Genomic DNA, 13,343 nt, shown 5'->3' on the forward strand with positions numbered 1-13,343 from the left:
TGCATGGCAAGGCGCGCAAGACGGCACGTTTGCAGTGCATTCTTGCGCAGCGTGCCGCAGGCTGGTGCTCTTTCTTACGCGCGGCCCTGTGGCTGGCCTGCCTGGCGCGCGAGGGACCTGTCCCAGGCCACGACGGCCAGCGTGGCCAGGCTCAGAATCAGGCCCGCCACGCTGGCGCCTGTCCATCCCCAGTGCAGCCAGACCGCCGAGCCCACGGCCGAGCCTGCCGAGGCGCCGATGAAATAGCCCGTCATATAGACCGCATTGATGCGCGAGCGCGCCAAGGGTGCCAGCGCATAGATCACATTCTGGTTGCTGATGTGCAGGGCCTGCAGCGCGGCATCGACGATGAGCAGTCCCGCCAGGAACCACCACAGGCTGGTGCCGCCCAGCCACAGCGCCCCCCAGCCCGCCAGCATCAGCAGGCCGCCTGCCAGCGTGGTGCGCTGCTCCAGCCCCCGGTCGGCCAGCCGGCCGGCCATGTTGGCCATGAGGGCGCCGGCCACGCCGACCAGGCCGATGAGGCCGATCTGCGCATCGCCAAACCCGTAGCCCGGCCCGGCCAGCAGCAGTGCCATGGTCGAGAACAGCACGCTCACCGTGGCAAAGCCCATGCCGCCGATCAGAGCCCGGCTGCGCAGGCGCGGCTGCTCGCGCGCCAGCGTGAGCAGGGAGCGCATCACCGCGCCATAGCCTATGGGCTGGGCCGGCTGCGCCAGGGGCAACGCGCGCCGCAGCAGCAGGGCAACGCCGGCCGTGGCCAGGGCGCCCACCCAGTAGACGGCATTCCAGCCACCCAGCTCCGACAGCAGGCCCGCCACGCTGCGCGCCGCCAGGATGCCGATCAGCAGCCCGCTCATGACCAGCCCCACGGCGCGCCCGCTGGCGCCGGGCGCCGCAAAGCTGGCCGCCATGGGCACCAGCACCTGGGCCGCGACCGAGAACAGCCCCGTCATCAGCGTGCCCGCCGCCAGCAGCGCAAAGCTGTGCGCCATGCCGCTGGCCAGCATGCCCAGCGCGGCCAGCAGCATCAGGCCCAGCACCAGGCGGCGGCGCTCCAGCATGTCGCCCAGCGGCACGAGCAGCAGCAGCCCCAGCGCATAGGAGACCTGGGCCATGGTCACCGTCAGCGAGGCACGCGCCTCGCTGATGCCCAGGTCGATGGCGATGGAGTGCAGCAGCGGCTGGTTGAAGTAATTGGCGCCCGCGCACAGGCCGCAGGCCGTGGCCATGAGCAGCAGGGTGCTCTGGGGCAGCACGGGCGTGGCGGTGGCCTGCATGGGCGGCGAGGGCAGGGCGGGGGCCGGGGAGGATCTGTTCATCTGACGAATGCCTGTGTTATCTGCTTATGGGTGGCAAACGGATGGCTCAGACCCACAGCGGCGGCCGTGCGGGCTGGGCGTGGGCGGGCAGTGCGGCCACGGCATCAACCTCGATCAGCATGCCGGGCAGGGCCAGCCGGGGCACGGGGATCAGGGTGCAGGCCGGAAAGCGCGGCAGGGTATTGCTGGGGGCGCCATCGCCGGGGGCGCCGTCGCTCCAATGCAGGCGCACGGCGGCCTGCCAGTCGTTGAAGCGGGCCTCCGAGTGGTCGACGATGAGCAGGGTCAGCTTGACCACCTGGCCCATGTCCGCGCCCGCCGCCTGCAGCGCCAGCTTGAGGTTGGACAGCGCCTGCTGCGCCTGGGCCGCGAAGCTGTCGGGCAGGTCGCCCGCCTGGTTTTCGCCCCCCTGGCCCGAGACGAAGGCCCATTGCGCCGGCCCGTGCACGGTGACCACATGGGTGTAGCCGTTGGGCGTGGCGTCGTAGAGGCCGGCGGGCTGCAGATGGTGCAGTTGCGGGGCCGTGGAAGCTGCGGGCTGTGCCGAGGAGGTGGCAAGTGCGTCGTGTGGCATGTATGGCTTGGAGTCTGAGAGTGGGCCGGACCGGGCGGCGAGGCTTGCCAGTGTGAAACCTCAACCAAAGTTGAGGTCAAATGCAGGCCTGCTTGGACCTATTTTTCCTGCGCCTATTTTCCTGCTGCCATGAATCTGTCTTCTGCCGGTGTCACCGCGTCCGACCATGACGGGCCGGCCATCCTCTCCGTGGGCGAAGTCGCCCGGCGCAGCGGCATCACCGTCTCGGCCCTGCATTTCTACGAGCGCCAGGGGCTGATCGAGAGCCTGCGCACGCCCGGCAACCAGCGCCGCTATGCGCGTGCCGTGCTACGGCGCGTGGCGGTCATCAGGGTGGCCCAGCGCATGGGCGTGCCGCTGGCCGAGATTGCCGAGGCGCTGCAGGACCTGCCCAGCGGCCGCACGCCCACGCAGGCCGACTGGAGCGCGCTGTCCGCGCGCTGGCGCCATGCGCTGGATGCGCGCATCCAGGGCCTGACCCAGCTGCGCGACCAGATCGACGGCTGCATAGGCTGCGGCTGCCTGTCCCTCAAGGCCTGCCCGCTGCGCAATGACGGCGACTGCCTGGCCGAAGACGGGCCGGGGCCGCACTTTCGCTGAACGGGCATGCGCCCTGGGCGGAACTAGTGCTTGGGCATGGGCAGCGTGGGCGTGCGCGTGCACATCCAGCACAGCCAGCCGGCCAGCGCACCCATGACGATGCAGTAGGCGACCAGGGCCTCGGTGATGCCGATATGGTCCGAGAGCCAGCCCAGGCCCAGGATGGGCACGATGGTGCCCAGGTAGCCGACCACCAGGTACGTGGACAGCAGGCCCGTGCGCGTGGCCGGCGTGGAGACCTTGTTGACGATGGACATGCCCGCCAGGTTGCACAGGCCGTGGCCCGCCGCCGTGGTGATCACGCTGAGCGCGAACAGCAAGGCCGAGCCCGCGAAGCTGTTGACCAGCAGCAGGAGGTTGCAGGCCACCAGGCAGGCAAAGCCCACAATGGCCGAGCCCTTGGTCGGGCGCGGGCGCGCCAGGTACTGGAAGCCCGCCGAGAGGAACAGGATCACGCCGATGGACAGGCCGGAGACAGCCGGCCCGTGCCAGGGCACCATGCGCTGCATGAAGCTGGGCGCCAGCGATGCGAACAGGCTGAACATGCCGAAGGCGCAGAACGCGCACATGCCGCCCAGTGCGTAGTGGCGCGCAAAGCGGCGCTCCGGCAGCGTGATGGTGGGCATGAAATCACGCCAGTGCAGCGCGCGTGCCTGGGTGGAGGCCAGCTCGGCCGGCTCGGCGATGCGCACCTGGTACAGCGCATAGACGGCCAGCAGCCCCAGCCCCAGCGAGGGGATGTAGGCCGTGACCAGCGGCCAGGGCAGCCACTGCGCGATCAGCCCGCCCACCACCGGCCCCAGCCCGAAGCCGAAGGCAATGGTCAGGCTGGTCGTGGCCGCGGCGCGCTGCAGGTCGCCCCGGTTGTTGAGCCGGGTCATGCCCACCGAGGCCGAGGTGGTGATCAGCCCCGAAGCCACACCGATCACCACGCGCCCCAGCGCAAAGCTGGGCACGTTCCAGGCCACGGCGGAGGCCAGCACGCCCAGCGTCATCAGGATCAGCCCGGCGCGCAGCACGGTGACAAAGCCGAATCGGTCGGTCAGCCGGCCCAGGAACAGCAGGCTGGCCAGCGCGCCGAACATATAGGCCACGAAGATCTGCGTGATGTGGCTGGGCTGCAGCCCCCAGGCCTGCTGGTACAGCGGGTACAGCGGGCTGGCCAGGGCTGTGCCCATGACACCCACGCACATGGAAAAACACACCCACGCATAGGGTGGCCAACGGGTTTGCATAGAAAAGGGAGCGAAAAGGGAGCGCGAAGAAAGCGAAGGGGAAAGCGGCGCCGCGCAGGCCTGGCGCCACCGGGGCGCCACGGCACTGTCCGGGAGCGCATGGAATCTGGAATGACCCGCAGGCCAATGGGTGAATTCTAAGAAACCCGCGTGTCCTGAGTGTTTCGCTGCCTCCGAGCCCCTGGCATGGACCCGGGCATACCGCTGGCAACGTGCGCCGGGCGGGCGGGTGTACCCTGTGGCCGTCCCTGTGTTTTCCCTTGTCCAGAGAGTCCGGCATGCCAGTTCCATCCTCCGCTTTCATGACCTCCCAGCCATCCCGCAAGGCAGCGTGGACCGCGCTTGGCGCCTGCGCGCTGCTGCTGGCCGGCTGCGGCTCGGTGGGTGGCGGCGTGGGCATCGGAATTCCGGTCGGCCCCGTGTCGGTGGGCGTGGGACTGGGCAGCGGCGGGCTGAGTGCCGGAGTCGGCACGGGCGTGGGCCCGGTCGGCGTCGGTGTCGGCGTCAACCAGAGCGGCCAGGTGCTGGGCAGCGCAGGCGTGGGCGCCTCCACGGGTGTGGGCGGCGCGCGGGTCGGCGTGGGCGTGGGCTCATCCACCGTGCTGCACGATCCGCAGCGCTCCAACGTTCAACCGGCCCCGGAGCCAGCGCCTGCTGCCCCGCCTCATACCCCGGCCGGCCAGGTGCAATGGCGTGATGCCAGCGGTCAGGTCGTGCCGACCTGCCGCGTCGATGGACGTTGCTGAGCCGGTGCGAGAGAGGGGAAAGGCGCGTAGCGCCTCAGGGGGTGCTTCTGATCACCCCGCCCAGACGATGCGGTCGCGACCAGCGTTTTTTGCGAGATAAAGGCGCCGATCGGCATCGGCCAGCAGTTGCTGGGCACTGTTGGTGGGCGAAGGCGCAATGCAGGCCACGCCCAGGCTCACGGTCAGCGCCTGGCCCAGGGGCGAGGCGGCATGGGGCAGGTCCAGCAGCCTGAGCGCATCGACGATGCCCTGCGCCACCAGCACCGCGCCATCCAGCGCCGTATGGGGCAGCAGGCAGACGAATTCCTCGCCCCCATAGCGCGCCAGCAGGTCGCCCGGCCGGTGCAGTGCGCCCTGAATGGCCTGGGAGATCTGGCTCAGGCATTCATCGCCGACCAGATGGCCGTAGTGGTCGTTGTAGGCCTTGAAGTGGTCCACGTCCATCATCACCAGCGACAGCGGCTCGCCCAGGCGCTGCAGGCGCATGAACTCGCGCTCCAGCTGGGCACTGAAGAAGCGCCGGTTGGCCACGCCCGTCAGCCCGTCGCTGTGCGACAGCAGTTGCAGCATCTGGTGCTGCTGCGCAATCTCCAGATGCGTGCGCACGCGTGCCTTGAGCACGGCCGGGCGAAAGGGCTTGGTCACGAAATCCACGGCGCCCAGGTTCAGGCCCAGTTCCTCGCAATGGGGCTCGGTCAGCGCGGTGAGGAAGATGATGGGGATATGCGCGGTCTGCAGGTCGGCCTTGAGGCGTCGGCAGACCTCGAAGCCATCCATCCCGGGCATGCGGATGTCCAGCAGGATGAGGTCGGGCAGGTACTGGCGGGCCAGGGTCAGCGCGTCCTCGCCGGTGTAGGCCACAAGCGGGCCGCACAGATCCTTGATCACCTGGCAGATGATGGTGGCGTTGTCCGGAACGTCGTCCACCACCAGCACCTTTTGCGCGGCAGGCAAGGGCTGTAGCGGGTTGGGCAGCGATGGTGGGAAGGCGGAGTAGGGCATGGCCGATGGGATTTCGGGCCGAGAATACCCCGGAACCCGCAGCCCTGGATAGGGCGCCGCGGGCCTGGACAATTTGTAAAGATATCTGTCTTCGGGAGGCAGGCAGCCCGGTGGCCTCAGGCGTATAGAGGCTCTTCCTGCATGGCCTCGATCTGCTCGTTGAGCATGTCCACCTGCCCGCGCCAGTAGTCGGGCGTGCCGAACCAGGGGAAGTTGATGGCAAAGATCGGGTCGTCCTGGCGCCGCGCCAGCCAGGCGCTGTAGTGGATCAGGCGCAGCGTGCGCAGCGGCTCGATCAGGGCCAGCTCGCGGCGGTCGAAGGGCCGGAACTGTTCGTACCCATCCAGCAGGGCGCCCAGCTGGCGCGTGCGCTGGCCCCGGTCGCCCGACAGCAGCATCCACAGGTCCTGCACGGCCGGGCCCGTGCGCGCATCGTCCAGGTCCACGAAATGCGGGCCGCCGCGGCCTTCGTCGTCCAGCGGCGTCCACAGCACGTTGCCGGGATGGCAGTCGCCATGCAGGCGCAGCGTGCGCGCGCTGTGCAGGCCGAAGTGGCCGGCTGCGCTCAGGCCGTCGGCAGCGGGTGCCATCAGGTCCAGGGCGCGCTGGCAGGCGGCCTTCCAGGTGGATTCCACTTCCAGCGGAATCATTTGCCGGTCCAGCAGCCACTGCATGGAGTCGTGGCCGAAGGTGGCCAGGTCCAGCGCCGGCCGGTGCGCAAAGGGCCGGGCCGCTCCCACGGTATGGATGCGTGCCAGGAAGCGCCCGGTCCACTCCAGCACCTCGAAGTCGTCCAGCTCGGGCGGACGGCCTCCGCGCCAGGGGCTGACCGAGAAATCAAAGCCCGCGTGGCTGTGCAGCGTGGCGCCTTCCAGCACCAGCGGGGGCACGGCGGGCACTTCGGCGGCCGTCAGCTCGGCGCTGAAGGCGTGCTCTTCCAGGATTTGCGCGCGGCTCCAGCGGCCCGGGCGGTAGAACTTGAGCACGACGCGATCGCCGTCTTCCAGTACGGCCTGGTAGACGCGGTTCTCGTAGGAGGCCAGGGCCGTGAGCCGGCCGTCGCCCCACAGGCCGACCGAGGCCAGGGCGTCGAGCACCACGTCGGGCGTGAGGCGGGCATAGGCGTGCGAGTCGTCGTCGGGGACGACATTCAGATCAGGATCGTGCGGTGTGGCGGACATGGGGCGATTGTCGCCGGGCTGGCTTAAGCTGTGCGGCTGCCTAGCCTTCGCCGATTCGCCCGCCGTGCCGCTGCTGCCCCATTTCCTGCAATCCCATGCCATAGCAAGCGCCAGCGCCAGCGCCAGCTCCAGTGCAGCAGGCGCATCCGACGACTGGAGCGGCTGGCACCTGGGCCGGCGCCGCTATGCGGTCTGGGTGCTGGAGCTCCATGCGATGGGCCCTGCCGAGGGCGAAGCCGTGCGCCGCGCCTGTGCGCAGGCGCGCCAGGCCCTGGCCGCTGCGCTGGTTCCGCGATACGAGCGGCAGCTGCATGTGACCCTGGCCACGGCCGGCTTTCTGGATGGCGATGCGGCCCTGCCGGATGCCTACGGCGCGGCGGAACTATCGCGCGACTTGCACGCGCTGCAGGACCTGCCGGCCGCACCGCTGCAACTGGAATTCGGCGGCTGGAGCAGTTTCGAGATGGCGCCGTATCTGCAGGTGCGCGACCGCAGCCAGGGCGGGCCCACGCTGGGCATGCTGCATGGTGCACTCAGGTCGGCAAGACCCGGGCTGGCGCTGACCGAAGCACTGCGCCCCTACGTGCCCCATGTGACGCTGGGCGCCTGGAACGCCGCCTGGCCACGCGCCCAGGTGCTGCAATGGATAAGCGGCCTGCCGGTGCTGGAGCACTGGCAGGCCGCCGTGGGCGAGATCGCGCTGGTCAGCTATGCAGCCGACGCCTTGCACGGCCCGCTGACCTGCCATGCACGCTACGACCTCCGGGGTCGCAGGCTGCAATGGCGGGAGCGGCCGGGCTGGGCCTGATCAGACCAGGGTGATCTGCACGTCGATGTTGCCGCGCGTGGCGTTGGAGTAGGGGCAGACCTGGTGGGCTGCGTCCACCAGGGCCTGGGCGGCGGCCTTGTCCATGCCGGGCAGGCTGACCTTCAGGCGGGCAGCGATGCCGTAGGCGTTGGGGATGGTGCCCAGGTCCACTTCTGCGTCGATGGACAGGTCCTGCGGCAGGCTGATCTTCTGCTTGCCGGCCACGGCCTTGATGGCGCCGATGAAGCAGGCCGAGTAGCCTGCGGCGAACAGTTGCTCGGGATTGGTGCCCGTGCCGCTGGTGCCTGGCGAGGAAAGGGTCACGTCCAGGCGTCCGTCATCGGTGCGCGAGGCGCCGTCGCGGCCGCCGGTGGTGTGGGCACGTGCGGTGTACAGGACTTTTTCGAGCTGGGCCATGGTGTCTTCCTTTTGCAAAGTTGTCCGGCTGTGCGGACGGGTGGAGGAAATCGGCAATCCGTTGTCAGTCGCTGCGGCGCGGCGCCAGCCGCTCGCGCAGTGCGCCGAGTTGCTGCGTCAGCGCCTGCAACTCGGGCAGCGTGCACTGCGTGCTTTGCAGCACGCAGGCGGGAATCTTTTCAGCCGCATCGCGCAGTGCCCGGCCTTGCGGGGTGAGCGTGATGCGCACGCGGCGCTCGTCCTGCGCATCGCGCACCCGCTCCAGCAGGTTCGCGCCTTCGAGCCGCTTGAGCAGCGGCGTCAGCGTGCCCGAATCCAGGGTCAGCTGCTCGCCGATCTCCGACACGGTCAGGCCGTCGCGCTCCCACAGCACCAGCATCACCAGGTACTGCGGATAGGTCAGGCCGATGCCGTCGAGCAGGGGCTTGTAGAGCTTGGTCATGGCCAGCGACGCCGAGTACAGCGCAAAGCAGACCTGGTTGTCCAGGCGCAGAAGCTCGGGGGTGTTGGTGGGCAGGGCGTTGCGTGGCATGGGTTGAATTATTGCTGTCAATTAAATTGTGCACAACTTAATTGATGAAATCCCTCCAGATCGGAGGGGGAAGATCGGGAGGGCGAGAAAGGCCTATCGGCCCGTGAAGCGCGCGGGGCGTTTCTCGATGAAGGAGCGCACGCCTTCGGCGGCATCCTCGCTGCTGGCCAGGCGCTGCTGCACGGGAATGAAGTCGGCCACGGCGGCGGCCTGGCCCAGCTCGATGGCCTTGAGCACATTGAGCCGCGTGGCCACCACGGCCTGCGGGGCCTGGGCGGCAATGCGCTCGGCAATGCGCAGGGCCTCGGCCAGTTCCTGACCGGCCGGCACCACCTTCTGCACGAAGTTCAGGCGATAGGCCTCGGCGCTGTCGAACTCATCGGCCGTGAGCAGGTGCAGCATGGCATTGCCCACGCCCGCACGCTCGGCCATGCGCAGCGTGGCGCCGCCCGTGGGCATGATGCAGCGCTGCACTTCCAGCTGGGAAAAGCGGCAGTCATCGGCCGCGACCACGATGTCGGCGCCCAGCATCAGCTCGATGCCCACCGTGAAGCAAATGCCCTTGACCGCCACCACCATGGGCTTGGCGCGGCGCCGGTAGCCGACCAGGCCGTAGTCGTGCGGCTCCACCAGGCCTTGCGGGATGGCCTTCCTGCCCGAGCGCAAGTACTCCGCCATCACCGGCAGGTCCAGCCCCGCCGTGAAATGGCTGCCAAACGCATGCAGCACGCCCACGCGCAACTCCGGATCGTCGTCCAGGCGCGTATAGGCCTCGGCCAGCTGCTGGAACATGGGCGGCGTCCAGCCGTTGCGCTTGGCGGGGCGGTTGATCCCGATCAGCAGCACATGGCCGCGCACTTCGCAGCTGATGCAGCCTTCGGGCGGCGGGGTGGGGGTGTTGATGTCCATGGTTGTCTCCTGCGCATGGACCTTAGAGCAGGCCGCTGGAGGGCGCAGTCGCGCAGAAGACGGCAGGCCCGTGCGGGCCGGCAGGCAAAGGCCGTGTATCAGTAGCTGTACACGCCGCGGCCCGTCTTGCGGCCCAGGCGGCCGGCGGCGACCATTTCCTTGAGCAGGGGGCAGGCGCGGTACTTGCTGTCGCCGAATTCCTTGAGGTAGACCTCCATCACGGCCAGGCACACGTCCAGGCCGATCATGTCGGCCAGGGCCAGCGGGCCGATGGGCTGGTTGCAGCCCAGCTTCATGCCGGCGTCGATGTCCTCGGCCGATGCCAGGCCTTCGGCCAGCACGAAGAAGGCCTCGTTGATCATGGGCACCAGGATGCGGTTGACCACGAAGCCGGGGGCGTTCTTGACGGTGATGGGGCTCTTGCCCAGGCGCTCGGACAGTTCCTTGACCGTGGCGTGCGTCTCGTCGCTGGTCTGCAGGCCGACGATGATCTCCACCAGCGCCATCATGGGCACGGGGTTGAAGAAGTGCATGCCGATGAACTTGTCGGCACGGCCCGTCACGGCGGCCAGCTGGGTGATGGAGATGGACGAGGTGTTGGTGGCGACGATGACGTCGGCATCCAGCAGGGCGTCCAGCTGCTTGAGGATCTTGACCTTGAGCTCGTAGTTCTCGGTGGCGGCCTCGATGACCAGTTGCGCGCCCTTCAGTGCCGCGTAGTCGGTCGATGTCTTGATGCGGGCCAGGGCGGCGGTCTTCTCTGCCTCGGTCAGCTTTTCCTTCTTGATCAGGCGGTCCAGGCTGCCCGAGACGGTGGCCACGCCCTTCTGGACGGCGGCCTCAGAGATGTCCACCATGACCACGTCGATGCCCGATACCGCGCAGGCCTGCGCGATGCCGTTGCCCATGGTGCCTGCGCCGATGATGCCTACGGTTTGAATTGCCATGACTGTCAGTCTCCTCAAACGAACAAAGTGAATGCGAACGTGAATGTGATCCGGCGATCGTAGCGGGATTCGGAGCATCCACCGGGTTTGCCCCGGCTTGCGGCGCCGCACAGGCGACTGCAACAGTGGATGGCTACACCGCAGGGGAGGGGAGACATGCTGGATTTCATCGTGATCGGAGGGGGATCGGCGGGCTCGGTGCTGGCCGGGCGGCTCAGCGAGGATGCCGAGACGCAGGTGGCGCTGCTGGAGGCCGGGCCGGCCGACTCCAGCGTGCTCATCCACTGTCCGGCGGGCATGGCCGCCATGGCCAAGGGCGGGCGCCACAGCTGGGGCCTGTCCACCGTGCCCCAGTCGGGCCTGGACGGGCGGCGTGGCCACCAGCCGCGCGGCAAGGTGCTGGGCGGCTCCAGCGCGGTCAACGCCATGGTCTATGTGCGCGGCCAGCCGGCCGACTATGACCACTGGGCGGCCCAGGGCAACCCGGGCTGGAGCTGGAGCGAGGTGTTGCCCTATTTCCTGCGCGCCGAACACAACGAACGCGGCGCCGATGCCTGGCATGGCGCGGGCGGGCCGCTGAACGTGGCCGACCTGCGCGATCCCAACCCGTTGTCCCGGGCCTTCGTGCAGGCGGGCGTGCAGGCCGGCCATGCGCACAACGCGGATTTCAACGGCCAGGCGCAGGAGGGCGTGGGCCTGTACCAGGTCACCCAGCGCAACGGCGAGCGCCACCACGTCGCCAAGGCCTATCTGGCGCCGCACCGTGCCAGGCCCAATCTGCGCGTGGAAACGGGTGCGCAGGTGCTGCGCATTCTGTTCGAGCGCCGGCGCGCCGTGGGCGTGGAGTACCTGCAGGGCGGTACGGTGCAGCAACTGCACTGCCGGCGCGAGGTGCTGCTTTGCGGCGGCGCACTGCTGTCGCCGCAGCTGCTGATGCTGTCTGGCGTGGGGCCGGGCGATCACCTGCGTTCGCTGGGCATCGATGTGGTCCACCATCTGCCCGGCGTGGGCGCCCATCTGCATGACCACCCGGATGTGGTGCTGGTGGTCGATGGCGCGCAGCTGACCGACAGCTTCGGCCTGTCACTGGGCGGTGCGCGCAGATTGCTGGCTGCCGTGGGCCAATGGCGCAGCCAGCGGCGCGGCATGCTGACCACCAACTTCGCCGAGGCGGGCGGCTTCATCCGCAGCAGCCCTGGCGAGCCTGCGCCCGATCTGCAACTGCACTTCGTCGTCGCCAAGCTGGTGGACCATGGGCGCAAGACGGTCTGGGGCCATGGCTATTCGCTGCATGTCTGCGTGCTGCAGCCGGCCAGCCGCGGCAGCCTGCGCCTGGCCAGTGCCGACCCGCTGGCCCTGCCGCTGGTGGACCCGGCCTTCTTCTCCGACGCGCAGGACCTGCGGCGCATGGTGAACGGCGTGCGCCGCGCCCACGAGATCCTGGCCCAGCCGGCGCTGGCGGCCCTGGGCGGGCGCGAGATGCCGGCCTCGGCCAGCGCGCAGGACGATGCGGGCATCGAGGCCTTCATTCGCAGCCATGCCGACACCATCTACCATCCCGTGGGCAGCTGCCGCATGGGGCCGGGGCCCATGGACGTGGTCGATGCGCAGCTGCGTGTCTACGGCATCAAGGGCCTGCGCGTGGTCGATGCCTCGGTCATGCCGCGCATCGTCAGCGGCAACACCAATGCGCCCACGGTGATGATCGCGGAGAAGGCCGTGGACATGATCCGCGGGGGAGCCCTCTAGGTGCCTGGCGTGCGCCCGTGCGCCATGGCCTGCTCCGGGATGGAGGCCGACGGCTGCGGCCCCTGCTCCTCGGACGCGGCCACCGGACTCAGCCGCACCTGCGTCCAGCAGTCGCGCCCGCGGCGCTTGGCGGCGTAGAGGGCGGCGTCTGCGGGGGCCAGCATCAGCTCCAGGCACAGGCCGTTCCAGGCCTGGGGTGCGTGGGCGCAGCCGGCGCTGAAGCGCACTTCGAAGCCCAGCACCTTGCGCGAGGCCTGCAGCAGCGCGGACTGCAGGCGGGTGCACAGGGTGTCCACGCCATCGTCCGTGGTGTAGAGCAGCAGACAGAACTCTTCGCCGCCCCAGCGCGCGGCGATTTCGTCGCTGCGCAGCTGCTGCTGCAGCAGGCGGGCGAACAGGCACAGCGTCTGGTCGCCCACGGCGTGGCCGTGCTCGTCGTTGACATGCTTGAAGTGGTCCAGGTCCAGCATCACCAGGGCCAGGGCCTGGCGGTGGCGCTGGGCATGGGCCAGCATGGCGGGTGCGCGCTCCAGCAGGGCGCGGCGGTTGGGCAGCCCGGTGAGCATGTCCTGCAAGGCCAGGTCGCGCAGTTGCTGGCTGGTCTCGTCGCGCCAGGCCACGAGCACGGCCACCATGAGCAGCGTGCTGCTCAGCGTGGTCAGCAGGGCGAAGATCTGGTTGGCGCCGCTGTCCGCGGTGAAGCTGGGCAGGAAGGGTGTGGCCAGGGCCAGGTAGCTGCGCACGAACAGCATCAGCCCCATGAAGGCGGCCACGCCGCACATCAGGTAGCGCCAGCTGCGCGCCACGGGCCGCTGTGGGTCCAGGCACAGGCCGGCCAGCGCCATCAGGCACAGGCCATGGACGGCGCTGAACCAGCCGGTGCGCAGGGCCGCCTGGGGCAGCAGCAGCGCAAAGCCCAGCGGCCCCAGCACGCACAGCGCGATCAGGCCGCGTTCCAGCAGCATCGGGCGCGGCCCCAGCCATTCACGCAGGGCGCGCGCCATCTGCCACTGGGCGGTGGCGGCCAACGCCGCCGCGCCCAGCGACAGCAGGTCACGTCCCATCAGGCCGTGGGGCAGGCGGCTGGCGATCAGGATGAGGGTCCAGGCCAGGGCCTGCATCAGGAAGAAGTGCTGCGCATGGCGCGCCGCACCGCTGACGCGCCGCCCCATGGCCAGCGGCAGGGCGGCCGACATGGCCATCATGTTGATGGCCACGACGGCGGTCATGGAGAAAAAGTCCAGGGTGGGCAGCGTGGATGGCATGTGCGTCCCTGGATGGCGGTGCGAAGCGTGGCCCGAGGCAGGAGGTGGCCGGTGGC

14 protein-coding genes are annotated in these 13,343 nt (G+C 69.3%); 4 read left to right on the plus strand and 10 right to left on the minus strand.

Annotated elements, in window-relative coordinates:
- Positions 1–74: 74 nt before the first annotated feature.
- Complete coding sequence (locus DA1_RS03665; RefSeq protein WP_034390125.1) at positions 75–1,322, minus strand: MFS transporter; 1,248 nt, start codon at positions 1,320–1,322, stop codon at positions 75–77.
- 46 nt (positions 1,323–1,368) lie between these two features.
- Positions 1,369–1,896: a RidA family protein gene (locus DA1_RS03670; protein ID WP_013804326.1), complete on the minus strand. Its 528-nt coding sequence runs from the start codon at positions 1,894–1,896 to the stop codon at positions 1,369–1,371.
- Positions 1,897–2,025: 129 nt separating this feature from the next.
- Here DA1_RS03670 and soxR point away from each other — a divergent pair, with 129 nt between their 5' ends.
- Positions 2,026–2,496 (plus strand): redox-sensitive transcriptional activator SoxR, encoded by a 471-nt coding sequence (gene soxR, locus DA1_RS03675; RefSeq protein WP_034390127.1) that lies wholly within the window; start codon positions 2,026–2,028, stop codon positions 2,494–2,496.
- A gap of 23 nt (positions 2,497–2,519) precedes the next feature.
- Here soxR and DA1_RS03680 read toward each other — a convergent pair whose 3' ends face one another.
- Positions 2,520–3,731 (minus strand): MFS transporter, encoded by a 1,212-nt coding sequence (locus tag DA1_RS03680; protein ID WP_439822635.1) that lies wholly within the window; start codon positions 3,729–3,731, stop codon positions 2,520–2,522.
- 278 nt (positions 3,732–4,009) lie between these two features.
- Between DA1_RS03680 and DA1_RS03685 the strand changes: the two genes are divergently transcribed.
- On the plus strand, positions 4,010–4,477 hold the full coding sequence (locus DA1_RS03685) for a hypothetical protein (RefSeq protein ID WP_034390129.1): 468 nt from the start codon (positions 4,010–4,012) through the stop codon (positions 4,475–4,477).
- A 51-nt stretch (positions 4,478–4,528) separates the two neighbouring features.
- Here DA1_RS03685 and DA1_RS03690 read toward each other — a convergent pair whose 3' ends face one another.
- On the minus strand, positions 4,529–5,479 hold the full coding sequence (locus DA1_RS03690; RefSeq protein ID WP_034390130.1) for a diguanylate cyclase: 951 nt from the start codon (positions 5,477–5,479) through the stop codon (positions 4,529–4,531).
- A 116-nt stretch (positions 5,480–5,595) separates the two neighbouring features.
- Positions 5,596–6,660, minus strand: coding sequence for a serine/threonine protein kinase (locus tag DA1_RS03695; RefSeq protein ID WP_034390131.1), 1,065 nt, complete (start codon positions 6,658–6,660; stop codon positions 5,596–5,598).
- On the opposite strand from DA1_RS03695, the gene DA1_RS03700 reads away from it, so the two are divergent.
- Complete coding sequence (locus DA1_RS03700) at positions 6,659–7,468, plus strand: 2'-5' RNA ligase family protein (protein WP_051940514.1); 810 nt, start codon at positions 6,659–6,661, stop codon at positions 7,466–7,468. The genes DA1_RS03695 and DA1_RS03700 overlap by 2 nt on opposite strands.
- Here the strand turns inward: DA1_RS03700 and DA1_RS03705 are convergent, their stop codons facing one another.
- The 4 genes from DA1_RS03705 to DA1_RS03720 all read right to left on the minus strand — a co-directional run bounded on the left by DA1_RS03705 (position 7,469) and on the right by DA1_RS03720 (position 10,273).
- Positions 7,469–7,885: an organic hydroperoxide resistance protein gene (locus DA1_RS03705; RefSeq protein ID WP_012203126.1), complete on the minus strand. Its 417-nt coding sequence runs from the start codon at positions 7,883–7,885 to the stop codon at positions 7,469–7,471.
- 64 nt (positions 7,886–7,949) lie between these two features.
- Entirely contained in the window at positions 7,950–8,417 is a 468-nt protein-coding gene (locus DA1_RS03710; RefSeq protein ID WP_034390132.1) for a MarR family winged helix-turn-helix transcriptional regulator, read from the minus strand.
- A 93-nt stretch (positions 8,418–8,510) separates the two neighbouring features.
- Complete coding sequence (locus DA1_RS03715; protein ID WP_012203128.1) at positions 8,511–9,326, minus strand: crotonase/enoyl-CoA hydratase family protein; 816 nt, start codon at positions 9,324–9,326, stop codon at positions 8,511–8,513.
- 98 nt (positions 9,327–9,424) lie between these two features.
- A complete protein-coding gene (locus DA1_RS03720; protein ID WP_012203129.1) occupies positions 9,425–10,273 on the minus strand; it encodes a 3-hydroxybutyryl-CoA dehydrogenase in 849 nt (282 codons plus the stop codon).
- Between the two features lie 156 nt (positions 10,274–10,429).
- Here DA1_RS03720 and DA1_RS03725 point away from each other — a divergent pair, with 156 nt between their 5' ends.
- Positions 10,430–12,022 carry a GMC family oxidoreductase gene (locus DA1_RS03725; RefSeq protein ID WP_034390133.1) on the plus strand — a complete coding sequence of 531 codons (1,593 nt, stop codon included), beginning with the start codon at positions 10,430–10,432 and terminating at the stop codon, positions 12,020–12,022.
- Here the strand turns inward: DA1_RS03725 and DA1_RS03730 are convergent.
- Positions 12,019–13,287: a GGDEF domain-containing protein gene (locus DA1_RS03730; protein WP_034390134.1), complete on the minus strand. Its 1,269-nt coding sequence runs from the start codon at positions 13,285–13,287 to the stop codon at positions 12,019–12,021. The two genes, DA1_RS03725 and DA1_RS03730, sit on opposite strands and share 4 nt — an antisense overlap.
- Between the last annotated feature and the right edge of the window lie 56 nt (positions 13,288–13,343).

The organism is Delftia acidovorans NBRC 14950 (assembly GCF_001598795.1).
Classification (GTDB): domain Bacteria; phylum Pseudomonadota; class Gammaproteobacteria; order Burkholderiales; family Burkholderiaceae_C; genus Comamonas; species Comamonas acidovorans.